Source organism: Stenotrophomonas maltophilia group sp. RY12688 (assembly GCF_052149045.1).
Lineage (GTDB): Bacteria > Pseudomonadota > Gammaproteobacteria > Xanthomonadales > Xanthomonadaceae > Stenotrophomonas > Stenotrophomonas sepilia.
Genome location: NZ_CP197389.1, coordinates 586,163 through 611,927, shown reverse-complemented (window position 1 = coordinate 611,927; position 25,765 = coordinate 586,163). Strand labels below are relative to the sequence as shown.

The 25,765-nt window shown below is 69.0% G+C and carries 14 protein-coding genes; all 14 read right to left on the bottom strand.

Going from position 1 to position 25,765, the window contains the following annotated elements:
* Positions 1–575: 575 nt before the first annotated feature.
* The 14 genes from gspD to purL all read right to left on the bottom strand — a co-directional run bounded on the left by gspD (position 576) and on the right by purL (position 25,634).
* A complete protein-coding gene (gspD, locus tag ACS0OT_RS02750; RefSeq protein ID WP_065186243.1) occupies positions 576–2,777 on the bottom strand; it encodes a type II secretion system secretin GspD in 2,202 nt (733 codons plus the stop codon).
* A 9-nt stretch (positions 2,778–2,786) separates the two neighbouring features.
* On the bottom strand, positions 2,787–3,575 hold the full coding sequence (locus tag ACS0OT_RS02745; protein ID WP_171957971.1) for a general secretion pathway protein GspN: 789 nt from the start codon (positions 3,573–3,575) through the stop codon (positions 2,787–2,789).
* Positions 3,565–4,272 carry a type II secretion system protein GspM gene (gene gspM, locus ACS0OT_RS02740; RefSeq protein WP_065186245.1) on the bottom strand — a complete coding sequence of 236 codons (708 nt, stop codon included), beginning with the start codon at positions 4,270–4,272 and terminating at the stop codon, positions 3,565–3,567. The genes ACS0OT_RS02745 and gspM overlap by 11 nt, the downstream gene beginning before the upstream one ends.
* Positions 4,247–5,392 (bottom strand): PilN domain-containing protein, encoded by a 1,146-nt coding sequence (locus tag ACS0OT_RS02735; RefSeq protein ID WP_065186246.1) that lies wholly within the window; start codon positions 5,390–5,392, stop codon positions 4,247–4,249. The genes gspM and ACS0OT_RS02735 overlap by 26 nt, the downstream gene beginning before the upstream one ends.
* Positions 5,389–6,252 carry a general secretion pathway protein GspK gene (locus tag ACS0OT_RS02730; RefSeq protein ID WP_070489722.1) on the bottom strand — a complete coding sequence of 288 codons (864 nt, stop codon included), beginning with the start codon at positions 6,250–6,252 and terminating at the stop codon, positions 5,389–5,391. Before ACS0OT_RS02730 ends, ACS0OT_RS02735 begins: the two co-directional genes overlap by 4 nt.
* Positions 6,249–6,881, bottom strand: coding sequence for a type II secretion system protein J (locus ACS0OT_RS02725; protein ID WP_053499709.1), 633 nt, complete (start codon positions 6,879–6,881; stop codon positions 6,249–6,251). The genes ACS0OT_RS02730 and ACS0OT_RS02725 overlap by 4 nt, the downstream gene beginning before the upstream one ends.
* Complete coding sequence (gene xpsI, locus ACS0OT_RS02720) at positions 6,878–7,297, bottom strand: type II secretion system protein XpsI (protein WP_139726717.1); 420 nt, start codon at positions 7,295–7,297, stop codon at positions 6,878–6,880. Before xpsI ends, ACS0OT_RS02725 begins: the two co-directional genes overlap by 4 nt.
* Positions 7,294–7,788, bottom strand: a complete 495-nt coding sequence (gene xpsH, locus ACS0OT_RS02715; RefSeq protein ID WP_049417201.1) for a type II secretion system protein XpsH — start codon at positions 7,786–7,788, stop codon at positions 7,294–7,296. Before xpsH ends, xpsI begins: the two co-directional genes overlap by 4 nt.
* 6 nt (positions 7,789–7,794) lie before the next feature.
* A complete protein-coding gene (gene gspG, locus ACS0OT_RS02710; RefSeq protein WP_005415225.1) occupies positions 7,795–8,238 on the bottom strand; it encodes a type II secretion system major pseudopilin GspG in 444 nt (147 codons plus the stop codon).
* 49 nt (positions 8,239–8,287) lie between these two features.
* Positions 8,288–9,508 carry a type II secretion system protein XpsF gene (gene xpsF / locus ACS0OT_RS02705; protein WP_005415224.1) on the bottom strand — a complete coding sequence of 407 codons (1,221 nt, stop codon included), beginning with the start codon at positions 9,506–9,508 and terminating at the stop codon, positions 8,288–8,290.
* Between the two features lie 24 nt (positions 9,509–9,532).
* The gene (gene gspE, locus ACS0OT_RS02700) at positions 9,533–11,254 is read right to left on the bottom strand and encodes a type II secretion system ATPase GspE (protein WP_053499707.1); all 1,722 of its coding nucleotides are present in this window, start codon (positions 11,252–11,254) and stop codon (positions 9,533–9,535) included.
* A 136-nt stretch (positions 11,255–11,390) separates the two neighbouring features.
* On the bottom strand, positions 11,391–13,244 hold the full coding sequence (locus ACS0OT_RS02695) for a S8 family peptidase (protein WP_442256409.1): 1,854 nt from the start codon (positions 13,242–13,244) through the stop codon (positions 11,391–11,393).
* 158 nt (positions 13,245–13,402) lie between these two features.
* Positions 13,403–21,310 carry an ESPR-type extended signal peptide-containing protein gene (locus ACS0OT_RS02690; protein ID WP_442256028.1) on the bottom strand — a complete coding sequence of 2,636 codons (7,908 nt, stop codon included), beginning with the start codon at positions 21,308–21,310 and terminating at the stop codon, positions 13,403–13,405.
* A gap of 439 nt (positions 21,311–21,749) precedes the next feature.
* Entirely contained in the window at positions 21,750–25,634 is a 3,885-nt protein-coding gene (purL, locus tag ACS0OT_RS02685) for a phosphoribosylformylglycinamidine synthase (protein ID WP_442256027.1), read from the bottom strand.
* Positions 25,635–25,765: the final 131 nt, after the last annotated feature.

Genomic DNA, 25,765 nt, shown 5'->3' with positions numbered 1-25,765 from the left:
ACCGGGAGGGTATCGGCCGGGTTGCACCCGGCACCCGCAGAGGCCAGAGCCAGAGCCAGAGCCGAAGCAACAGCCGGAGCAAAAGCTGGGTTCCTGGGGGGATGGCGGGGTGGGTCCGGTTGCGGGGGACGCCGTAAATACGTCCCTGTAGGCTCGGTCGCCGCATCCATGCGGCTCACGCCCCCACAACCGGACCCACCCCGCCTTCGACAGTTTTCCGCGATCTGTCGGCCCTACCTTCTGTAGAGCCGAGCCATGCTCGGCTCAGATGTTTCGGATCTCGAAATATTCGATTTCGATGGAGAGTCATCCACGCATGGCGTGGATCGTGTCGACCAAGGTCGACACCTACCAACAGCAGCAGGAAACTGTCGAAGGCGGGGCACTGTAGGTTTGCGGGGTGTGAGCCGCATGGATGCGGCGACCAAGCCTACATGGACGTATTCACGGCGTCCCCGCAAACCCACAGTGCCCCGCCATCCCTCAGTAAACCCGCTGTTGCTGTTGCTGTTGCTGTTGCCGTTGCTCCAGCTTCAGCCTCTGCGGGTGCCGGGCGCCGCCCGGCCGTAAACCCCTTACTTCTTCGCGCGCGGCTGGTTCAGCGGCTCCATCGCGCGGAAGCGCTTGCTGTACTCATCGGTCAGGTTGCGCGATTCCTGGCTGTTGCGGACGATGGTCGGGGTCAGCAGCACGATCACTTCCGAACGACGGCTGGTGCGGGTCTTCTGCCCGAACAACGCACCGACCACCGGAATCCTGCTCAGGCCCGGAATGCCGCTGCTGCCATCGGTGGCCGAGTCGGTGATCAGGCCCGCCAGCATGATGGTGTCGCCGCTCTGTACCGCCGCTTCGGTGGACAGCTTCTTGGTCGAGATGCGCGGGTTGCAGTTGCGCTCGTTCGGGTTGCAGGCGTCCGGCACGTCGGAGGCGCTGCTGACCTCCTGCACGATATCCAGGAACACAGTGCCATCGCGGGTCACGCGCGGGCGTACCTTGAGGATCACGCCCGTGTCGATGTACTGCACCGAGCTGTAGGTGCTGGTGCCCACGCCGGTGTTCACCGTGGTGGTGTTGATCGGCACCTTGTCGCCAACGTTGAGCGTGGCCTCGGCGTTGTTGCGCACGAACACCGACGGTGTCTGCAGCAGGCGCAGGTCGGTGACCTTGTCCAGCGCGCTGACCACGGCGGCCGCGTTGTGGCCGGTGAACGCCCAACCCACGCCGTCGTTGCCGGTGACACCGCCGGCGAAGGTATTCCACGAACCGCCCGCTGCCGGCGGCAGGGTCAGGCCTGCCAGTGCGCCGGTCAGCGCGCGACCAGCCACGGCGTTGTCGAAGAACCAGTTCACGCCATACTTCAGGTCACCGGTCAGCGCGACTTCGGCCACCTGTGCCTCGATGTGCACCTGCAGCGGCATCACGTCCAGCTTCTCGATCACCTCGCGGATCGAGCGCCAGGCCTGCGGCGTCGAGCGAACCAGCAGGGTGTTGGTCTCCTCCACCGCCGACACGCCGACGCGGTCGCCCTCCACTTCCAGGCTGACACTGACGTTGCCGGGCTGGCGCTGCGGCAGGTTCAGGCTGCCGTTGCTGCTGCTACTGCCACTGCTCCCGCCCAGCGTCGAGCCGAGGGTGCTGCTGTTGTTGTCCATGCCACGATCGCCGTCACCGCCCAGCTGCGACGGGATGGCGCCCGGTGCCAGCGAGGCCGGGCCGGAGCCGCCGCGGTTGCCACTGCTGGCGAAGGCCTCGCTGAGGCGCTCGGCCAGGTCGCGTGCCTTGATGTAGCGCAGCTCGTAGGAGAACAGGCGGGCGCTGCCACCTGCGGTGTCGATGCGATCCAGCCACTGCTGGATCTGGTCCAGGTAGCGTACCTGCGGCGTGATCACCAGCACGGCGTTGGCGTTCTCCAGCGGCAGGAAACGGAACATGCCAGCACTGGGCGTCTTGCTCTCTTCGCCGAACACCTTTTCCAGGTCGGCCGCGACCTGCTCAGCCTTGCCCGACTGGATCGGGAACACGCCCACCGACATCCCCGACAACCAGTCGACGTCGAAGATCTCGACGGTGCGCAGGTAGTTTTCCAGTTCTGCGCGCGTACCACCGAGGGTGATCACGTTGCGGCCGCTGTCCACGTTGACGATGGCGTTGGGGCGCGCATACGGCTCCAGCACCTTCTTCATCTCGGTGGCCGAGATGAACTGCAGGGGGACCACGCGGACCTCGAAGCCGCGTGCGCTGGCCGCCGGCGCGGTGCTCGGCGCGACCGTGCCGGCCAGCGCCTGGTCGGCGGCGACGATGTTGTAGCGCCCACCGCTGTAGACCATGCGTGCGTTGTTCCAGCCCAGCACCATCTCCAGCAGGTTCAGCGCCTGCGCCGGCGAGACCGGCTTGGGCGTGGCCAGGGTGACCGTGCCCTGCACGCCCGGTGCGATCACGTAGTTCTGGCCAAGCATGTCACCAAGGATGGCCTTGACCACCGCATGCAGCGATTCGCCTTCGAAGTTGAAGGTGGCCTCGCCGGTGCTGGCGCCATGCAGCGCCGGTGCCGGTGCGCGCGCGGCCTCACGGTTGATCATGGTGCCGGTGCCGCGGCGGATCACCGCCTGCGGTGCGCCCTGGCTCTCGCGGGCGGCATCGGCGGCGACGTCGGCTGCCTGGCCGGCATCGGCACTGGGCGACAGGTTGCCGTTGCGCTGCACGTGCGGCGCGGACACCGTACTGCAGCCGACCAGCAGCGCGAGGGCAAAGGACCAGGGAAGAAAACGCAGGTTCATGCATTCACTCTATCGGTTGGTGCCATCGCCCGGGGGCGGCGACGGTTGTTGCTGCTGTTGTTGCAGCTGGCGGCGGCGGGCCTGGATGCGTTCGCGGATGGCCTGCATCTGCGCTTCGCTGGGACCGTTGTTGTTGGCCGGTGGTGTTTTTGCAGCTGACGCCGCAGGCGTGGGGGCATTGCCGGCGGGCGGCGTCGATGGGGTTGCCGCGACCGGTGGCGGCGCCGGCGGAGCACCCGCCGAAGGCGGCACGACGATCGCGCCTGCAGGCGGTACACCGTTGGCACCGCGCAGCACCGTCGGCGGCTCACCGCCCTGGCCGTTGAACACCGCCAGTTCCAGGACCTGGTTGCCACCGGGGCCGATCACCGTGGCCTGGCGCGGCTGCAGCGCCACCAGCTGCCAGCCATCCACGGCTTCGCCGTTCAGGCGCAGGCGCAGCGAGCGGTTCTGTTCGGTGGTGAACGTAGCCATGCCGAAATTGCCGGTCAGCAGCACGCCGGTCAGGCGCAACGCGGCACTGGCCGCCGGTTCGCTGCCCCCCAGCAGATAGGGCCGCGGTCTGCGGTCTTCGGCGAATAGCGGGCGCTCACCGATCGCGCTGTAGCTGTCGGCGCTGGCCATGCGCTCGGCCGCCAGCGGCGGCAGCGATGGCAGCGATGGCGCGGCGTCGGCATCACCGTCGGCGCCCGGCAGCTGGCTGCCCAGCCCGAACACGGTTGACAGCCAGACCGCCGCCGCCCAGCCGGCCAGTGCCAGCAGGAAGCCGGTACGCAGGCTGATCTGCTCAAGCTTCATCGGCCACCTCCGGCCCTTCGGACGGGGGCGCCGGCTGGGGCGCAGGCGTGGCCTCGGCCGGCGACGTGGACGGTGCCGCAGCGGGTGCCGGTACCGTGCCGTCGGCGGCGGCGCCTGGCAGCAGATAGCCGGCCAGCTCGAAGGACACATCCAGGCCCAGCCCCGATTCGTTCGGCGATTGCTGGAAGCGCTGCGCGATCAGGTTGAGGTTGTCGACGAACAGGCGGGGGCTGCCGGTTTCGAGGCTGTGCAGCACGGTGGCCAGTTCGGCCACGCCGCAGCGCAGGCGCACCTGCATGGCGACGCGCACGAACTCGGCATCGCGCCGGTTGTCGGTCAGCGGCGTGCGGTTGCTGATGGTGCAGCTGCGGTTGCCCGGGCTGGCCATCGCCACCGCATCCTGCAGCCGGGCGCCCAATGCAGCGGCGGCAGCTTCGGCAGTGGCTTCGCGCAGGAAGCCTGGCCGCTGCTGCAGTGCCTCGCGGGTAGCGCGAAGGCGCTGTTCGATCTGCGGCTGCTGCTGCAGCTGCGCCTGCACGCGCGACTCGCGTTCGCGCAGGGCGGCGACATCGGCATCGATCGCACGCAGCGGCTGGGTGAACCAGGGGTGCACCAGCAGCAGATAAGCCAGGCCCAGCACTGCCAGCAGCAGTGCCAGCGCCAACCAGCGATCACGGCGTGCGCTTGGCATCGGCATCGGCCGCCTCCGGGGTCGGTGCTGCGGCCGGCAACGGCTGCAGTTCGGCGGTCATGGTGAAGCGGTCGCGGCCACTGGCCGCGCCATCGGCCTGCAGCACCCCGGTCAGGTTGACCTTGCGCCACTGCGGTGCATCCTGCAGCAGCTGCACCAGCTGCGATGCTTCGCGGCTCAGGCCGATCAGCTGCAGGTTGTTGTTCTCGATCGCCAGCTTTTCCAGGTAGGTGCCTTCCGGCAGGCGCCGGGTCAGTTCGTTCCAGATCTCCACCGTACCGGCGCGCTGGTTGCGCTGCTTCTCAAGGAACGCAGCACCATCGATCAGCGCCTGCAGCTGCGCGCGTTCGCTGGCCACGCCACGCGCGCTGCGCGCGCTGCGCTCGACCTGCGCACGCAGTTCGTCGGCGGCGGCCTGGCGGTTGTCCAGCAACTGCACCGCGGCCAGTACCAGCATCACGACGGATGCCGCTGCCAGCAGCAGGTTCCAGCGCCGCATCGGGTCTGGCCGCAATTGGCGCTGCGCGGGCGGCAGCAGGTTCACCTGCAACACGTTGCCCTGCGCATCGATGGCATCGACGCCGGCCAGCGCATCGGCCCATTGGCCCACCCGCGTGCGCCATGCTTCCAGCTGCCGCAGTGGCCACGCCACCAGTTCGACCTGCAACTGCCCTTCGCCGCCCGCGCCGAGTTCACGCACGTCATAGCTGACCTGGGACGCTTCGAACGGGGTCTGCCGGTCGATTTCGAAACCGACCACGGCACGCAGGCGGTCAGCCGCCGCGGCGGGCAGGCGCAGCGTGCGCCGCAGCACATCCGCCGCGGGCAGCAGCCACACCCGGGGCAGGCTGCGCAGGCGCGGCTCGAGTACCCGGTCCAGTTCCACCGGCGACAGCGGCCACGGCAGGCGCGCCACCACTTCGCGGCGTTCACCGGCCTCACGCCAGACCTGCAGCTGGTCGCTCTCAGGCTGCAGCAACAGGCGGGCCTGGCCCCAGCCCAACGCCCATTGCCAGCGCACCGGTACCCAGGCCAGCAGCGACTGCCGCCACCAGCGCAGGAAGCGGCCAGCACCCGGGCCGATCCGGCCCTGCACTTGCCGCAGACTGTCCTGCCACGCCGTCATCTTGCTGTCATTCCCTGCTCCCAGCGAAGCACTGTGTAGGTCCGCCCGGGAACCCCGCCCGAGCCACTGCGTACCACTGCCTGCAACACCGACCTGCGTCCACTGCTGTCGATGGCAGCGGACTCGATACTATAGGTGCCGCTGCTGCTGGCAAGCGTTGTCGTACCACCAGCGGAATCTGCATCACGCTCCTGCTGTGCGCGCTGCGCCATCACCCTGTCCGCATCCAGCCCCAGCGCGGTCAGCACCGGCGCACTGGCGAACTGCGGATCCGGCCGGGCCTGGCGGCTGTACAGGGTCAGGTGCGGCAACATCGCCCGGTACAGCGTGCCGCGCATGCCCAGCACGCGCTGCAGCTCGCCCAGGGTCTCGAAGCGCTTGTTGCGTGGGCCATAGGGCAACCCGGCTGCGGCGTAGTCCTGCGCTTCAGCACCACCGCCCGGCTGCAGCAGGCTGTCCTCGTCACGCCAGTCGATGATGGCCGCCGCCAGCTGCCGGGCCTGGGCATCGTCTTCACCCAGCGCCTTGAGGAAGGCGGCCAGCAGCGCGGCGTCGGCCAGGTTCAGGTTGATCTTGCCGTTCTCGTCCAGCACCTTGATCTCGATGCTGGCGTCGTCGAACTGCCAGCGATAGGTCCGGCCATCGGCACGCCAGGGCGCGCGCTGCGGATCGGCCGACAGGCGCAGCAGGGCATATTCGAGGCCGGCACGCGCACGTTCCTGCCCGCGTGCATCGTCATCCAGCACGCGCTGCTGCAGGTGTTCGACCCGTGCGCTCAGCGCGAATGCGCCGACCAGCGCGGTCATCAACGCGATCAGCCACAGCACCAGCACCAATGCCGCCCCAGCCTGACGCCTCATCGCGCGCCTCCGCTGCCACCGGCGCGCAGCGCCACCACCAGCGGTGGCCACGGCGCTCCACGGGCCGGCACGATCTGGATCTCCACCAGCATCGGCAGGCGGCGGGTGTCGTCCCAGCGCGGCATCCAGTCGGTCACCTGCCCAGTGCTGGCATCGATACCCCGATAGCGCAGCTGCACCGACTTCAGGTTCTCCACCAGCACCTCGGGCGGGCGCGGTGGATTCTCGGCGATGCGCTCGCCTTCCTGCAGCAGCACCAGGTCCAGCAGCAGGCGCTGTTGGCCATCGCGTCCGTCGACCTGCAGCGCGTGCAGGTAGGGGCCGCCACGGCCGAGGTAGCCGGGCAGGTCGGCGGCGAACAACATGCGTTGCTCCTCCCCCTGGAAGAAGATCGGTTCGCGGGTGGGGTCCGGAACCTCAAGCGGGGTGCGCAACGCGCCCGCCAGCTGCCTGCGAAGCAAGGACTCGACCGCGCGCATGCGTTCGCTCTCGGCGGCGATCTGCTCGCCACGCTGGCTGACCGCCATCGCCGAGCGCACGCTGGCAAAGGCCAACGCCAGGCCGCCGGCCAGCAGCACGGTGGCCAGCATCACTTCGACCAGGGTGAAACCTGCGGCGCGGCGCCTCACCGTGCATTCTCCAGGTCGGGCGGCAACAGGCGCAGGCTGCGCCAGCGCAGCTGCTCGCGCTCGCTGTCACCCCAACGCACCTGCAATTGCAGCTCTGCCAGCCATGGGGTCCCCGGTGACGAGGCCTGCACGACATTGCCAGCGCGTGGTTCCACCCACGGCTGAACCTGCAGTTCCCAGTGATAGCGCCCCTGTTCCCAGTCACCCTGCTGGCTGCCCACCTGCAGCGGTGCGTCAACGCCGGCCTCGGCCAGCAACGACTGTGCATGCAGCACCGCGCGCGTGCGCAGCTCGGCATCGCGCACCTGTTTTGCGCCGCCGGACAGGCTGCCCAGCAGCAGGGTCAACGCCAGGCCCAGCAGGGCGAAGGCGATGATCACTTCCAGCAGGGTGAAGCCACGCGCGCGCCGCTTCATTGCGCCCGCCAGGGGCCGGAGCGGACCTCACCGGTGAGCCAGCCGACGTCGACGCGCCATTCGGCGCCGTCGCGCTGCAACCGGATGCGGCCGCCGCTGGAGCCACCATCGGGATGGAATTCGATCACGCCCTGCCCCGGCGCGGTGGCCAGCTGCGCGGCGCCTTCGAACTGCACCTGCAGCTGTGCGGGCACCTCACCGTGGCGCTGGTTGGCGCCCTCCCAGCGCCGCCGCGCCGGCTCGATGACGAAGCGCTGCGGTTCGCCGCGGGCGATTGCCTGCGCGCGCACCATGCGCAGCTGGCTGGCGATGTCCTTGCCGGCGCTGCGCAGCTGCATGCCGGCGAAACCGCGCGACAGGCCAGCGGCGGTGATCAGGCCGATCGCCGCGATCAGTGCGATCACCAGCAGCATTTCCAGCAGCGACAGTCCCGCCGCGCGCCTGCCGTGCAGGCGCGGGTGGGGCAACCGGCGCGGCAGGAAATACGTCATGCGCGGTTACGGCTGGTAGCGGATGTCAGCGTCGACGCTGCTACCGCCGGCCTTGCCATCCTTGCCCAGGCTGACCAGCTCATACGGCTGGCCTTCGCCCGGTGCGCGGTATTCCAGGGCGTGGCCCCACGGGTCGTTCAGGTCGGCCGGCTTGGCGTACGGGCCGAGCCAGCCGCCAACACCGGCCGGTGCGGTCACCAGGTCATTGAGCGAGCCGGGCAGCTTGCCGGTGTCGATCTGGTAGTTGTCGATCTTGGACGCCACGGTCTGCACCTGCGCCTTGGCGATGTTGGCCTTGCCACGGTCGGCACCGCCCAGCACGCGGCTGGCGACCAGGGTCAGCACCGCGCCGATCAGCACGATGACGATGATGATTTCCAGCAGGCTCATGCCCGACTGGTTGCGCGCGGCAGTGAAGGAAAGGCGGATCGGTCGGCGACGGGCAATCATGGACGGTCCTTTCAGTTACGGAGTGTCGGGGTTGCAGGGAGTGCCATCGTCAACCGATGGCATTGGTCAGGTCGTACAGCGGCACCAGCACGGCCACGATCACCGCGCCCACCACCGAGGCCAGCACCAGGGTGATCGCCGGCACCATCGCCGCCAGCAGGCGGTCGATGCGCCGGGCACTATCCTGTTCGAAGGTGTCGGCGGCCTTCAGCAGCATGGTATCGAGGGCGCCGGATTCCTCGCCGACCTGGATCATCTGCAGGGCCAGGCGCGGGAAGCGCTTGCCGCGCGACAGTGCCAGCGAGAGGCCGGCACCATTTTTCACTTCATCGGCGGCCGCTTCCACATCGGCGGCCAGCGCGCGGTTGCCCAGTACGTTGCGCGCGATGCCCAGTGCGCCCAGCAGGGGCACGCCGTTGCGCAGCAGGGTGCCCAGCGTGCGCGCCAGGCGCGCGGTCTCCAGTTCACCGACGAGACGGCCGATGCCACGGCGCTGCAGCAGCCAGCCATCCAGCGCCAGCCGGAACGCCGGTTGCCGCGCCTTGCGCTCGAAGAACAGCGCCAGCAGCGCCGGCACCACCAGCAGCAGCACCCACCAGTCGCGCACGAACAGGCCCAGCTGCAGCACCGCATTGGTGAACCACGGCAGCGCCACGTCCAGGCTCTCGTACATCTGCGCGAACTGCGGCACCACGTAGCCAAGCAGGAACAGCAGCGCACCGCCCACCACCACCAGCAGGATCGCCGGGTAGACCAGCGCGTTGATGACCTTGCCCTGCAGCGCGCGGCTGCGCTCCAGGTAGTCGGCCAGGCGTTGCAGGGTTTCATGCAGGCTGCCGCCGGCTTCGCCGGCGCGCACCATGTTCACGTAAAGGCGCGAGAACAGCCCATGCTGGCGTTCCAGCGCGGTGGACAGCGGTGCACCGCCGCGCACCACGTCGCGGATGTCGGTGATCGCGCGGCGCGATCGTTCGTCCTCGGGCAACCCCAGCAGGATCGACAGCGCGCGGTCCAGCGGCTGGCCGGCACCGAGCAGGGTCGCCAGCTGCTGGGTGAACTGCAGCAGGGCGGCGCCCTGCAGGGGGCGCTGCTGCAGCAGGTTGCGCCAGCTGCGGCCGCCGATCGCGCCGGCGTCGGCCAGCTGCGTCTCCATCGGCAGGTGGCCCTGGTCCTGCAGGCGCGCGATCAGCTCGGCCTCGCTGGCCGCTTCCATCTGCCCGTCGAAGACCTCACCGTGCGGATTGAGCGCCTTGTAGCGGTAGTTCGGCATGTCAGCCCCGGCGTCCTGCGCGCATCAGCTTTCCTCGGTCACGCGCAGCACTTCCTCGATGGTGGTCTGTCCGCTCAGCGCCTTGGACAGGCCATCCTCGTACATGGTGCGCATGCCGGCTTCGCGGGCGATGCGCTCGATCTCGCCCATGCCATCGCGACGCATCACCGCACGCCGCAGCGCATCGTTCATCACCAGGAATTCCATGATGGTGGTACGCCCCAGGTAGCCGGTCGGCGCCAGCGCCGAGGGCTTCGGGCGGTAAAGGTGGATCGGTCCCTCCGGCTGCAGGCGGCGCAGCTCGAAGCGTTCGATCTCCTCTGGCGAGGCTGCGTAGCGTTCGGCATGGGTCGGCTCCAGCCGGCGCACCAGGCGCTGGGCGAGGATGCCGTTGATGGTCGAGGTGAGCAGGTAATCCTCCACGCCCATGTCGAGCAGGCGGGTGATGCCACCGGCCGCATTGTTGGTGTGCAGGGTGGACAGTACCAGGTGGCCGGTCAATGCCGACTGGATGGCGATGCGCGCGGTTTCCAGGTCGCGCATTTCACCGATCATGATGATGTCCGGATCCTGGCGGACGATGCTGCGCAGCGCGTTGGCGAAATCCAGGCCGATCTGCGGCTTGGCCTGGATCTGGTTGATGCCCTCGATCTGGTATTCGACCGGATCTTCCACCGTGATGATCTTGACGTCGGCGGTGTTGAGCTGGCTCAGCGCGGTGTACAGCGTGGTGGTCTTGCCCGAGCCGGTCGGGCCGGTCACCAGCAGGATGCCGTGCGGCTGTTCCAGTACCTTGCGGAACTGCGGCAGGAAGGCGTCGGTGAAGCCGAGCCGGTGGAAATCGAAGACCACCGTTTCGCGGTCCAGCAGGCGCATCACCACGCTTTCGCCATGCGCGGTGGGCACGGTACTCACGCGAAGGTCCAGCTCCTTGCCCTGCACGCGCAGCATGATGCGGCCGTCCTGCGGCAGGCGGCGCTCGGCGATGTTGAGCCGGGCCATGATCTTGATGCGGCTGATCACCGCGGCGGTGAGGTTGGCCGGCGGGCTTTCGCCCTCCACCAGCACGCCATCGACCCGGTAGCGGACCTTCAACCGGCTCTCGAACGGTTCGACATGGATATCCGAAGCGCGCAGTTCCACCGCACGCTGGATCACCAGGTTGACCAGACGGATCACCGGCGCTTCCGAAGCGAGGTCGCGCAGGTGCTCGATATCGTCGACCGCGCCGCCTTCGCCATCGGCGGTTTCCACGATCGCGCCCATCGCGCTGCGGCCCTGGCCGAACCAGCGCTCGACCAGGTCATCGATCTCCGCGCGCATGCCCAGCACCGGTGTCACCGGAACCCCCAGCGCCAACTGCACGGCCTGCTGCGGATAGGCATCGTGGGCATCGGCCAGCCACAGACGCACCCCGTGTTCATTCAGCTCCAGCGGGCACACATGGAACTGCTTCAGGAAACGCAGCGACAGCGGCAGTCCCTCGGCCAGCGCCTGCGGCGGGGCCTCCGGCACCTGTTTGCCCTCCAGCAGCGGCAGGCCCAGCACCTCGGCGCTGGCCTGTGCCTGGTCGCGTTCAGACACCAGGCCCAGGCGCACCAGCAGGCCCAGCAGGCTGCCGCCGGCCTCGGCGTGCAGCGGCCGCGCGCGCGCCAGGTCTCCTTCCTTGAGCCGGCCGCGTGCCAGCAGCGCATCCAGGATGCGGCCTTCGGCATCGTCGGTAACGGTTGCAGCGAGCGCGTTCACGTGACTCTCCTGTCAATCGGACCGACTTTAGCAGTTAAGCCATGATTTCCGCCGCCCTGCGGCCAGCTTTCGTAAAAAGACGAAGCCCGTCACACAGGATGACGGGCCTCGGCCGTTCAACTACGACACGTCAGGCTTACTGCGTGGCGAGGATGCTCACGCCGTTGTAGGCCGCTTCGCCCACCACCTTGATGTAGTAGGTGCCTGCCACCGGCTTGTTCACCCGTACCGTTTCGGACGTGCCGGGACGGGTCGACTTGCCATCGTTGTCGCTGGCGCTCGGCTCGCGTCCCTGGGCGATGTAGACCGACACGTTGCCGGTGCCACCGTAGGTGATCACGCTGAGCTGCTTTCCGGCGGCTGCCTCGAAGCTGTACAGGCGGCTGCTGCCGGCCGTACCGTTCAGGCCCCCCACGGCGGCCTTGTTGGTCAGCGGCGTCGCCACCGGCCCGCAGTTCTCGGTGCACGGCTCTTCCAGTGCCTTGGCCAGCGCCGCCTTGGCATCGACGATGCCGGTGCCGATCGGAGTGGCGGCCGGGATACTGACCGGGAACGGGCGCGCGGTTTCCTTCAGCAGCGCGCGCATCGCGGCGGGGGCCAGCGGATCCTTGCCCTTGGCGATCAGCGCGCTCTGCACCAGTGCAGCGACGGCAGCCACGTGCGGCGAGGCCATCGACGTGCCACCCATGCCCATGTAGCTGTAGCTGCCTGACTCCGGCGTGGTGGCCGCATCGGAACCGGACTGCCAGACGTAGCCGCCCGGATTGCCATCGACGCTGCCGCCACCACCCGGACCGGACAGGTCCACGCGGGTGCCGTAGTTGGAGTAGTAGGTGATGCCGCCGGTGATGCGGGTGGCGCCGACGGTCACTACGCCGTCGCAACTGGCCGGACGGTACTTGGATGCGTTGTCGGTCTCGTTGCCGGCCGCCACGACCACGGTGGTGCCACGCGAGATCGCGCCATTGATCGCATCCTGGTAGGTTCCGTCACAGCTGCCACTTCCACCCAGGCTCATGTTGATGATCTCGGCCGGGTTGGCATTGGCGGGCACGCCCGCCACGGTGCCGCCGGAGGCCCAGGTGATGGCGTCGGCGATATCGGAAAGGTAGCCACCGCACTTGCCGAGCACGCGGACCGGCAGCACCTTGGCCTTGTGCGCGACACCGGCCATGCCGACGCCGTTGTTGGTCTGCTCGGCCACGGTGCCGGCCACATGGGTACCGTGCCAGGAGCTGTCCTCCGCGACGGAGCCGGTGTAGCACTCATTGTCGTTCTCGACCCAGTCGCCATAGTCCTGCGCGCCCGGCACGCGATCGTTGGTGGCACGGCGCGACGTCTCGGCATCGCTGATGAAGTCGTAGCCTTCCAGCAGGTTGCCGACCAGGTCCGGGTGCTGTGGCAGGATGCCGGTGTCGAGCACCGCCACCACCACGCCCTCGCCCTGCGATACATCCCACGCAGACGGTGCGTTGATGCCACCGGTGGCGTTGTGCAGGTGCCACTGGTACTGCTGGTAGTACGGGTCATTCGGCGCCAGCGCCGGCTGCACGTCACCGGCGCGCAGTTCGCTGCGGCGCAGCTTCACGTCGGCCTCGGCGTACTGCACGGCCGGATCGGCCTTCAGCTCCTTCAGCACGCGCTGCAGTTCCGCAGGCGCCAGGCGGCCCTGCAGGCGGATCAGGTCGGCACCGACGCCGAGCTTGCGCACGACCTGCGGGCCAAGCGTGCTGGCGCGGGCGGTGCCACCGGACAGGCTGGCGCGGGTCAGCGCGGACTGCACGGCGGACAGCTTGGCCGAACGGTCGCCCGCCGCAGCGGTGCCAGCACGATACTTGACGATGATGCGCTCGGCGCCCGGCTCGGCGGTGCTGGCCTGGCGCACCGGTTCACGGGTCGGCAACCCGGCGGCGTGGACGGCACCCACCGCGGTCATCGACAGCACGGCGGCGGCAAGCACATTGATGCGAAGGTTCTGCTTCTTGATCACGTCGAAATTCCTCTTCTGGGTCATGGATCGAACCAACACTGCGGCCATCATTCCTTGACGACTCCCGGCCGGCCCAGCCGGGATTGCCGTGACCTCCCCCCAGGCCCTGATTGCAGGTTTGGCGCCGGCGTGGGTGGCCGCCGGCGCAGTGGTTTGGCTTACCAGCCGAAGCCGGCACCAACGCCGACCGAGCTGTCGTCACTGCTGAAGGCACCGCCGAAGGTGACCGTGGCGCGATCGCTGATCGCACGCTGGTAGCCCAGCGACAACGCCGACTCGCCGCCCTGGAAACCGATGCCGACGCCGACCCGGTTCTGGGTGCGGATACCGGCGGCACTGGTGGCCATGTTGAGCATCGCCGCGCTCATGGCGCCCTGGCGGTCGATGCGGCGATCCATGTGGCGCAGGCGCCCGTCGATCTCGCCCTTGAACACATCGAAGCTGTCGGCGACGGCCTGCACGCGGCTGTCGGTGTAGCTGTTGGCAGTGGCCATGCCACGGTCCAGCTGGCCCTTGTTGACGGCGTCGGTGGCAGTGGTGCCGGCGGCGACGTTGGTGACCTGGCGTTCGTTGCCTTCGCTACCGACCGACACGGTGTTGGCACGATCGGCAACCGAGCCCTGGCCCAAAGCCACCGCGTTGGCAGCCGTGGCACTGGCACCCTGGCCGATGGCGGTGGACGAGGCGCCACTGGCCACTGCGCCCTCCCCCATGGCGACGGCATTGAAGCCCGTGGCCGGGGTGCCAACCGGAATCCCGGCACCGGCGGCGGCGGCCGTCGGCGTGCCCTGCACGCGTGCGGTGCTGGCCGGTGCCGCGTCGGCGGTGGCCGGTGCGTCGGCGACGCTGGCCAGTGCGCTTTCATCCAGCGAGGCACTCATCGAACGCAGGCTTGCCGTTCCCGAACGCGTGCCTCCGGCGGTGCGGCGATCGATCTCGCTGACCTTGCGGTCCAGCGCACCGAGCGCATCGCCGACGTTGCTGTAGGTGGCGCCCTGGATCACGTAGTTCGGCGCCACGAACACGCCCTGCATGCCGACGCTAGCGCCACCGCCGAGGAAGCTGGCGGCATCACTGAGCGACTGGAACAACTGCCCGCCATTGATCGCCTGGCGGCTGCCGGCGGCGATGCTGCCGGCACCGACGTTGTCGATGGTGGTGCCCTGGAAGCCGGAGAGGGTCAGGCGATCACGGCTGGCGTCGTCATAGCCGACTGCACTGGCCGCCGTGGTCTCGACCGTCGCGATGCGCGAATCGAAATCACCGACGCGGGTTTCCACTGCGCCCACGCGCTGGTTGGTGACGTTGAGCTGCGAACCGGTGACCGCATCGGTGCTGCCGGCAGCGATGCGGCCGTCGGCCACATTGACGATGCGCCGCGTGGCCGGGCCATCGGTGCCATTGCCGCCGCCGACCGAGACCACGTTGGCATCGAGCGCACGCGAACCCGCCCCCAGAGCCACCGAGTTCGCACCGGACGCGCCGGCGCTGTTGCCCAGTGCAAGCGCACCATTGCCAATGGCCATCGCGTTGGCACCCAGCGCATTGCTGCGTGCACCACTGGCAGTGGCGGCCGAACCGACCGCAGCGGCATCGCTGCCGCTGGCACTGGCGGTACCCGCACCAGTGGCCTTGACGTAGCGTGCGGTGCCATCGGCGGTCGCCGCGACCGCATCGAGCTGGCCACGATTGACTGCATCGGTGCGCTCGGTACCGGCGGCGACACGGGTGATCTGACGATCACTGGTGCTGCTGCCCACTGACACGGTGTTGGCACGATCAGCCACCGAGCCGGCACCCAGTGCGATGCTGCCGGCTGCCGACGCATTGGCGCTGACACCCACTGCGGTGGCATTCGCGCCGGTGGCCTTGCTGCCGTAGCCGACCGCCGTACCAAGCCGGCCACTGGCTTCGGCATAGCTGCCCAGCGCGGAGGCACCGTCAGCCGAGGCGTTGGCGCGGAAGCCGCTGGCCTGCGACTGCGTGCCGCTGGCCGTGGCCTGCGCACCACTGGCGGTGCTGTAGGCACCCTTGGCCTGGGCACCGGTGCCGCTGGCGCTGGCACCGAGTTCGCTGGCGCTGGCGCCGCTGCCCACCGCCACGCTGTCGACACCACTGGCCTGTGCGTTGTTGCCCAGAGCCGCGGCGTTGTTGCCGGTGGCCAGGGCATCGACGCCGACGGCGGTGGCGTTGACGGCCATGGCATTGGCTCCGCTGCCCAGCGCGGTGGCGCCGTTGCCGACGGCGTTGGCCGCGTTACCGGCGGCCAGTGCGTTGTCGCCGTCGACCAGGGCACCGGCTTCGCCGTCGGCGTTGCCGCTGGCCTGGAACTGCCGGGCAGTCCTGTCGGCAACGCTGGCAACCGCGTCCAGCTGGCCCTTGTTCACCGCGTCGGTGGCCTCGGTGCCGGCTGCCACATGCGTCACCTGGCGCTCACCGCCCGCGGTGCCCACGGCCACGGTATTGTCGCGCTCGGCCTTGGAGCCGGCGCCCAGCGCCACGCTGTTCAACCCACTGGCGGTGGCACTGGCGCCCAGTGCCGTGCCATCTGCGGCATCCGCCCACGAATTCCAGCCGATCGCGGTGGCGTAATCTTCGGTCGCCCAGGCGCCGGCACCGAAGGCCGCCGCGCCGGTGCCGCTGGCACGCGACGGGATCAAGCCGAAGAAGGTGCTGCCACCAATGGCCACGCTCTCCTCGCCACTGGCCTCGCTGGACTGGCCCACGGCCACGGCACCGGTACCGGCTGCGGCGGCACCGAAGCCGACCGCGGTGGTGTTGGCCCCGCTGGCGGCCGAGCCGTAGCCCAACGCGGTGCCGAGGCGTCCGCTCGCTTCGGCATAGCCACCGACGGCGGTGGTGCCATCGGCAGAGGCGGCACTGCGGAAGCCACTGGCCAGTGCCTGCGTGCCACTGGCGTTGGATTCGGTGCCGGTCGCGGTGCTGTACGCACCACTGGCCTGCGCACGCGCCCCTACCGCGCTGGCGCCGAGCTCGCTGGCGCTGGCGCCGGTACCGAGCGCAAGGCTGTCTTCGCCGGTGGCCTGTGCGGTACTGCCCAGTGCTGCGGCGTTGTTGCCGGTGGCCAGCGCATCGATGCCGACCGCCGTGGCGTTGGCGGCCAGTGCATTGGCGCCGCTGCCGAGTGCGGTGGCACCGTTGCCGATGGCGTTGGCCGCATCACCGGCCGCCAGCGCGTTGTCACCCTCGACCAGGGCGCCGGTTTCACCCTCGGCGTTGCCACTGGCCTGGAACTGCCTGCTGGTCTTCTCCGCTGCTGCGGCTACGGCGTCAAGCTGGTTCTTGTTGACCGCATCATTGCCCTGCGTGCCATCGGCCACGTTGGTGATCTGGCGGGTGTTGCCAGCACCGCCTACCGACACGGTGTTGTCACGGTCCGCGATCGAATCGGCACCCAGCGCCACGCTGTTGGCAGCGCGCGATTCGGCGGCGTTGCCCAGTGCGGTGCTGTTGATGCCGCCGGACCAGGCGCCGCCACCGACGGCGGTGGAGTAATTGCCCGATGCTTCGGTGGCCAGCACGCCAAACAGCGAACCACCGACGGCGACGCTGTTGGTGCCGGTGGCCAGGCTACCCTGGCCGGTGGCGGTGCTGTAGGCACCCGACGCCTCGGAGTCGCCGCCCAGCGCCACGCTGTTGGAACCGGTGGCACTGGCGAAGTTGCCGAAAGCGGTGGCGTTGAACGCCGATGCCTGGGAATAGCCACCGATGGCGGTGCTGTAGCCACCGGTCGCTTCGGCGCCGATGCCGAACGCTGCCGACGCCGTGCCGCTGGCGACGCTTTCGCTGCCGACCGCGGTGGCGCCGCTGCCGCTGGCATTGCTGAAGTAGCCCACCGCCACGGCTTCCTCGCCGGAGGCTTCGGACAACACACCGTTGGCGGTACTGCCGGCACCACTGGCGATGCTGGCGGCACCGAACGCCGCGCTCTGCTCGCCGCTGGCTTCGCTTTCCGCACCCTGCGCGGTGGCGTACTCACCGGTCGCCTGTGCGTTGGCACCGACGGCGCTGGCGTTGGCGGCGCTGGCCAGCGCGTTGAAACCGATCGCCTGCGCGTTGTTGGCCAGCGCATTGGCACCACTGCCGAGTGCGGTGGCACCGTTGCCGATGGCGTTGGCCGCATCACCGGCGGCCAGCGCGTTGTCACCGTCCACCAGCGCACCGGCCACGTCACCGCCGCTGCCACTGGCCTGGAAGAAGCGGCTGGTGGTGGTGGCGGTACTCGCCACCGCATCCAGCTGCGCCTTGTTCACCGCATCGGTGGCCTGGGTGCCAGCGGCGACGTTGGTGATCTGCCGCTCGTTGCCGGTGCTGCCGACCGACACGCTGCGGGCGCGGTTGGCAACCGAGCCGGCGCCGAGCGCGACAGCGTTGCTGGCGCTGGCGTTGCTGCCGGCCCCGAGCGCGATCGCGCTTTCACCACCGGCCACCGTGTTGGTGCCGATGGCAATGCTGTTGAGGCTGTTACCCAGCGCCTGGAAGCCCAGCGCCACGCTGTTGTCGCCATAGCCGAAGGCACCACGGCCGACTGCGGTTGAGCTGGCACCATTGGCCCAGCTGTTGTAGCCGATGGAGGTTGCGCCACTGCCGCTGGCCCATGCCGCGTTGCCGAACGCCGAGGCGTTGGTGGCGGTGGCCCATGCACCGGAACCGAAGGCGCTCGCACCACTGGCCGTGGCCCAGCTGTAGCCACCGACAGCGGTGCTGTCATCGCTGCTGGCGAAGGCGCTGTCACCGACCGCAACGGCATAGCTGCCGGTCGCACGCGACTTGCCGCCGGCCGCGAAGCTGTTGTCGCCGCTGGCCTTGGCGGCATTGCCGAACGCGCTGCTCACGGCACCGGTGGCCTGCGCACCGCTGCCGACCGCCGTGGCATCGGCAACCGCCGTGGTGCCCACCTGCTGCGCCTTTCCGTCGGCGCCGATGATCGGCTGGTTGTACTCGTCGTAGGCCTGTCCGAGGCCACCGATGGCAACACCGCCGTTGCCGGTGGCGCTGCTGTTGCGACCCACCGCCACGCTGTCATCACCCATCGCTGACGCGGCAGCGCCATGTGCAACTGCACCAGCACCGATCGCGTTGCTCGAGGAGCCGGCCGCGACCGCACCTTCGCCCTCGGCGAACGCACCGGCATCACTGCCCGCTTCGGGCTGTGCCTGGAAGAAGCGCGCGGTGCCGTCGGCGGTGCTGGCCACAGCGTCCAGCTGCGCCTTGTTCACTGCATCCGTCGCCTGCGTACCCGCGGCCACGCTGACGATCTGGCGTTCATTGCCATTGGTGCCCACGGCCACCGTATTGGCCCGATTGGAGCCCGAATAGGCGCCCAGCGCGACACTGTTTTCGGCGCCAGCGGTGGCGTAGTAGCCGATGGCCGTGCTGTCCTTGCCGATGGCCCAGGTCTGCGCGCCCAGTGCACTGGCGTTGTCGCCTGCGGCATAAGCGAAGTAACCCAGCGCGGTGGATTCCGCGCCCACTGCTTCGGTGAAGCTGCCGTTGGCCAACGAACGGTCACCACTGGCGACCGCACCGCCGCCTACCGCGGTGGAGGACACACCGCTGGCCCGCGTCTGCACATACAGGCCCATGCCCGGCACGATGTCGGCCGGGCCACCGATGGCGACGCTGCCGGCGCCGGTGGCGCTGCTCTGCGTTCCCAGGGCGGTGGCGTTGCTGCCACTGGCGGTGGCCGCCGCGCCGAAGGCCGCGCTGCCCTGCCCCGAAGCCAGCGCATTGCTGCCGACGGCAGTGGCGCTCTGCGCGATGGCGACGGCGCCCGCACCCAGTGCACTGGTGCCATTGCCGATCGCGTTGGCCGCCTCGCCGGCGGCCAGCGCATCTTCGCCTTCGGCCAGCGCACCGGCATCGCTGTTGCTGCTGCCGGTGGCCTGGAAGTGCTTGGCGGTGGCATCAGCCACGGCAGCGACGCCCTTCAACTGGGCCAGATTGACCGCATCGGTGGCTTCACTGCCCTCGGCAACGCTGGTGATCTGCCGCTCGTTGCCTGCGCTGCCGACCGCCACACTGTTGGCGCGCACCGCTTCGGAGTTCGCGCCCAGTGCAACGCTGTTGGCACCGCGAGCGGTGGCGTAATAACCGACGGCGGTACTCTGCGCGCCGCTGGCCCAGGTCTGCGCACCGAGCGCGCTGGCATTCTCACCCGGGGCGTAAGCGAAGTAGCCGACGGCGGTGGATTCCGCACCGGACGCTTCGGTCAGGCTGCCGTTGGCCACCGCACGATCACCGCTGGCGATGGCACCGGCGCCGACGGCCGTCGCCGCTTCGCCGCTGGCCTGGGTCTGCACGAAGAAGCCCAGGCCCGGAATCAGGTCGGCCGGGCCACCGATGGCGACGCTGCTGGTACCGGTGGCGGTGCTCTGCGTACCCAGTGCGGTGGAGTAGTCACCGATGGCATTGGCGACCGCACCGAATGCGGACGACTGCGCACCGGCGGCATACGCGCCAACGCCGTAGGACGACGCCGCAAATCCACTGGCTTCGGCACTGGCACCGACTGCAGTGCCACCGACGCCTGCGCTGGTGGCGCCGGTTTCCACCGGCACGCCGCCACTGGTGATCAGCGGATTGCCATCGGCATCCACTGCAGCACCACCGACGGCGACGCTGCCCGGGCCGTTCGCCTGTGCGTTGTTGCCGAACGCGGCGCTGTTCTGGCCTGACGCCAGCGCGTTGTTGCCGATGGCGGTGGCGTTCTGCGCAACGGCCGTGGCACCGGCACCCACGGCGGTGGTGCCATTGCCGATGGCGTTGGCCGCCTCGCCGGCCGCCAGTGCCTCGTCACCTTCGGCCAGCGCGCCCGCATCGCTGTTGCGGCTGCCCGTGGCCTGGAAGTGCTTGGCGGTGGCATCGGCCACGGCGGCCACGTCCTTCAACTGGCCGACATTGACCGCGTCGGTATCTTCAGTGCCCGCAGCGACGCTGGTGATCTGCCTGGTCAGGCCATATCCGGCGGCGCCGACAGAGACAGTATCGACGCGGTCGGCCAGCGAGCCGGCGCCGAGCGCCACGCTGCCGGTGGCAACCGCCGCCGAGTTTGACCCCAGCGCGGCGCTGTACTCACCCACGGCGGTGCTGAACGCACCCACCGCGATCGATGCTTCGTTGGCGGCGGTGGCGCCTCGGCCCAGTGCGGTACTGCCCGGGCCCATCGCCACGGCACCGCCACCCACGGCAGTGGCGCCATCGGCAGTGGCTTCGGACAACGCGCCCAGGGCGGTGGCCGCGCCATTCTCGCTTGCGGCATAGGCACTGGCGCCGACGGCGGTGTCACCAAGACCGAACGCGGCAGCACTCTGCCCGACCACCACGCTGGCGTCACCGATTGCCAATGCGCCCTGGCCGAACGCGCTGGCGCCCAGGCCGGCGGCAATCGCCTGGGTACCGATGGCGGTGGTGGCATTGGCCAACGACTGCGCACCGGCGCCCGCTGCAACCGCGCCCTGCCCGTCGATCTTCGCCGCGTCGCTGTCATCACCTGCGCCATCGGCCTTGAAATAGCGGTTTCCATCTGCGGCGACGTCCGCCAGCGCGGCCTGCGTGGCGCGCGCCTGCGCATCCAGCTGTGACTTGTTCACCGCATCGGTGGCCTGGGTGCCTGCAGCCACGTTGGTGATCTGCCGTTCCTTGCCGGCATCGCCAACGGACACCGTGTTGGCGCGGGTGGCCCTGGAACCTGCGCCCAGCGCCACGCTGTTGGCGGCAGTGGCGCTGCTGTTGCTGCCGATCGCCACCGCGTTGCTGCCCTTGGCACTGGCGGAGCCTTCCACCAGGCATTTTTCCAGCAGCTTGCCGCTGAATGCCACGCAGGTGGCGCTGCCGCCGATCTGCACCGACTGTGCAATGGCGGAACCGCTCAGGCCCAATCCCAGTACCAAGCCCAGTGCCACCGCCAACAGCGCGGGCGTGGCCGGTGTCGTATCGCGGCGCTGGTCGACAACACCACCGCTGCTGTCGGAGGAGGCCAGTTCCGAGGCCACCACCAACTGACCCAATGCTTTGTTCCAGACCTTGCGATAAATCCGATTCATCGGTACGGCTCCTGATTGGACTGGTTTTGGGCAAAGCAACGCCACCGCCGGGCCTTCTGGCCCAACGTCCCCTGGGGGCGTTTTTTCGCGTGATTTACTGCGGGGTATTGCCGAACGGCGCGCAGCGACAGAAAACCGAGCGCGTACGCCGAGCGGTTACTGCGGAATGAATGGTTCTGAAACGGGGTTCAAGTGTTAACGGCAACTTTGCAGATCGTCAAGACTTTGACACGACAAATGCTATTGCCGTGAAGCAGTTCACCATTTCGCGTGTTTATAAAAGTATTTTGTTAGGAACACGTGACGGACCGCTGGCGCATGAAAACCGATGTAACTAGCGGGCGCGACAAGGGTTTCACGCGTGCAAAGAAAAACCCGCCGACGAAGCGGCGGGTTTTTCCATACGCGGTGGCATTGCGGCCTGCGCGGAACGATGCGATCAGCCGCACCACACCCGCGCGTTGCGGAACATGCGCATCCACGGCGAATCACCCTGCCATTCCGCCGGTGCCCAGCTCAGGTTGAGCGCGCGCGGGGTACGTTCCGGGTGCGGCATCATGATGGTGACGCGGCCGTCGCTGCTGGTCAGGCCGGTGATGCCGTCCGGCGAACCGTTCGGGTTCAGCGGGTACTGGCTGGCCACCTTGCCATTGCCATCGATGTAGCGCAGCGAGACACGTGCAGCAGCCTGGTCGACGGCATTGTCGAACACGGCCTGGCCCTCACCATGCGCCACCGCCACCGGCAGGCGCGAGCCGGCCATGCCACGCAGCAGGATCGACGGCGATTCCACCACTTCCAGCAGCGCGGTACGGGCTTCGAACTGCTCGCTGGCATTGCGGCGGAACTGCGGCCAGTGCTCGGCACCCGGAATGATGTTCTTCAGCTGGCTCATCATCTGGCAGCCGTTGCATACGCCCAGCGCGAAGCTGTCTTCGCGCGCGAAGAACGCGGCGAAGGCATCACGCAGTGCGCTGCGCTCCAGGATCGAGGTGGCCCAGCCACGGCCGGCACCGAGCACGTCGCCATAGCTGAAGCCACCACAGGCCACCAGGCCGGTGAAATCCTGCAGGGCCACGCGGCCTTCAATCAGGTCGCTCATGTGCACGTCGAAGGCGCGGAAGCCGGCGCGTTCGAAGGCGTTGGCCATTTCGATCTGGCCGTTGACGCCCTGCTCGCGCAGCACCGCCACGCGCGGACGCGCTCCGGTGCTGATGAACGGTGCGGCCACGTCTTCGTTGAGGTCGAAGCTGAGCTTCGGCTTCAGGCCCGGTGCGTTGAAGGCACGCGCGACCTCGCGCTCGGCATCGGCGTTGGCCGGGTTGTCGCGGCGCTTCTGCATCGCGTGGGTGACCGACCACCAGGCGTCGAACAAGGCCTCCCAGCGCCACTCGGCCAGGTTCTCGCCGCCCAGCGACACGCGCACCACCGGTGCCGTGGTCGGCTTGGCGATGCGCTGCGCGCATTCGGTCAATGCATGGCGTTCGACCAGGTCGGCAAACGCGGCGCGGTCTTCGCGTGCGATCTGAACCACCGCACCCAGTTCTTCGTTGAACAGGCTGCGGAACGGATCATCGCCCCAGGCATCGAGGGTGATGTCCAGGCCCAGGCGCGAGGTAAACGCCATTTCGCACAGCGCGGCGAAGGCACCACCGTCGCTGCGGTCGTGGTAGGCCAGCAGCAGGCCGGACTGGCGTGCATCGCGGATCAGTTCGAAGAAACCCCGCAGGCGCTGCGGATCGTCCAGGTCCGGGGCGGCACCGGCGAAGGCCGGCAGGTCGCCGTGGTCGGCATGCACCTGGGCCAGGATCGACCCCCCCAGGCGCTGCTTGCCGGCACCGAGGCCGATCAGCCACAGCTCGCTGTCCACCTCCCGGTCGAGCAGCGGGGTCAACTGCTGGCGCACGTCGGCGACCGGCGCGAACGCCGAGATCACCAGCGACACCGGCGACACGCTCTTGTGCGCTTCGCCCTGGTCGTGCCACTGCGCCTGCATCGACAGCGAGTCCTTGCCCACCGGGATGCTGATGTCCAGCTGCGGGCAGAGTTCCATGCCCACCGCCTTCACCGCGTCGTACAGCAGCGCGTCTTCGCCGGGGTGACCGGCTGCAGCCATCCAGTTCGCCGACAGTTTGATCTCATCCAGCGCATCGACCGGGGCCGCGCACAGGTTGGTCAGCGCTTCGCCCACCGCCATGCGTGCCGAAGCAGCGGCATCGAGCAGGGCCAGCGGGGTGCGCTCGCCGATCGACATCGCTTCGCCAGCCACGCCATCGAAGTCGGCCAGGGTGATCGCCACGTCGGCCACCGGCAGCTGCCACGGGCCGACCATCTGTTCGCGCGCGGTCAGGCCGCCGACGCTGCGGTCACCAATGGTGACCAGGAAGTTCTTCGAAGCGACCGTCGGGTGCGCGAGCACGCGCAGGCCGGCTTCCTGCAGGTCCAGGCCACCGGTCTTCAGCGCCGGCCAGCGCGGTGCCGGCGGGTGCGCGGTGTCGCGATGCATCTTCGGCGGCTTGCCGAACAGCACGTCCATCGGCAGGTCGATCGGTGCATCGGCCGGGGTGTGGCCCGGCACGGCGCCGTAAGCCACCACCAGATGCTCTTCATCGGTGGCCACGCCGACGGCCGCGAAGGGGCAGCGTTCGCGGGCGCACAGCGCGGCGAACTCGGCCAGGCGCTCCTGGGCCACCCCCAGCACGTAGCGTTCCTGCGACTCGTTGCACCACAGCTGCATCGGTGACAGCGACGGATCATCGGTGGGCACCTTGCCCAGGTCGATGACACCACCGACGTTCGAGTCGTGCAGCAGTTCGGGGATGGCGTTGGACAGGCCACCGGCGCCGACGTCGTGGAAGAACTTGATCGGGTTGTTGGCGCCCATCGCCACGCAGCGGTCGATGACCTCCTGGCAGCGGCGCTCCATTTCCGGGTTGTCGCGCTGCACGCTGGCGAAGTCCAGGTCCTCGGCGCTTTCACCGGAGGCCACCGAACTGGCCGCACCGCCGCCCAGGCCGATCAGCATCGCCGGGCCACCCAGCACGATCACCGCATCACCGGCCTGCAGCGGGATCTTGTCGACCTGCACGCGATCGATCGCACCGAGGCCACCGGCCAGCATGATCGGCTTGTCGTAGGCGCGCACCAGGTCGGCGCCTTCCGGCAGCTCGAAGCTGCGGAAGTAGCCGAGCAGGTTCGGGCGGCCGAACTCGTTGTTGAACGCGGCGCCGCCGAGCGGGCCGTCGGTCATGATTTCCAGCGCCGGTGCCATGCGCGGGTTCAGCGCGCGCGGCGCCTCCCACGGCTGCGGCAATTCCGGAATGCGCAGGTGCGAGACCGAGAAGCCGGTCAGGCCTGCCTTGGGCTTGCCGCCACGGCCGGTCGCGCCTTCGTCGCGGATCTCGCCACCCGCGCCGGTCGAAGCGCCCGGGAACGGTGCGATCGCGGTCGGGTGGTTGTGGGTTTCCACCTTGATCTGGAAGGCACTGGGCACCTGCGCTTCGCGGCGGTATTCGCCACTGGCCGGATCGGGACGGTAGCGCGACGCCGGATGGCCTTCGATCACCGCGGCGTTGTCGCTGTACGCGCTGAGCGTGTGCTGCGGGGTCTGCTGGTGGGTGTTCTTGATCATCCGGAACAGCGAGCGGTCCTGTTCCTGGCCATCGATGGTCCAGCTGGCGTTGAAGATCTTGTGGCGGCAGTGCTCGGAATTGGCCTGCGCGAACATCATCAGTTCCACGTCCGACGGCGAGCGGCCCAGCGCGGTGAAGCGTTCACGCAGGTAGTCGATCTCGTCCTGGGCCATGGCCAGGCCGAGGCGCTGGTTGGCGGCCTCCAGCTGGTCCACCGGCACGCGTTCCAGCTCGCCACGGGCCGGCGCCGAGAACAGCGCCTGGCCCTGCTCCACGGTCTCCAGCACCGACTGCGTCATCGGGTCGTGCAGCGCCTTGACCAGCGCCTGCTGCACGGCGGCATCAGCCGGCCAGCCCTGCACGTCGATACGCAGGCCACGCTCGACCCGGCTGACCGGCTGGCCGGCACCGCGGACCAGTTCGGTGGCCTTGCTCGACCAGGGCGACAGCGTGCCCAGGCGCGGCACCACGATGCGGCTGACCGCGCCGTCGGCCACGGCCTCGGCCTGCGGCGCCGCTTCGAGGATGCGGCACAGCGTGGTCAGGTCGGGAGCGGCGCTGCCTTCGGGCTGCACGAAGTAGACGTGCCAGGCACCGCTGATGCGCAGGGAGGGAGCGATGGACTGCAGGCGGGATTCAAGACGTTCGCGGCGGAACGGCGACAGGGCGGGCGCGCCCTCGAGGACCATCATGTCCGGGGAACCGTAGTTGGGAAACGGGCCCGACATTGTACCGGAAGCGGGGGGTGGGCTTTGGCCGGGCGGCGCCCGGCACCCGCCGAGGCCACGGCCGAAGCAACGGCAACGGCCAAAGCAACAGCAAG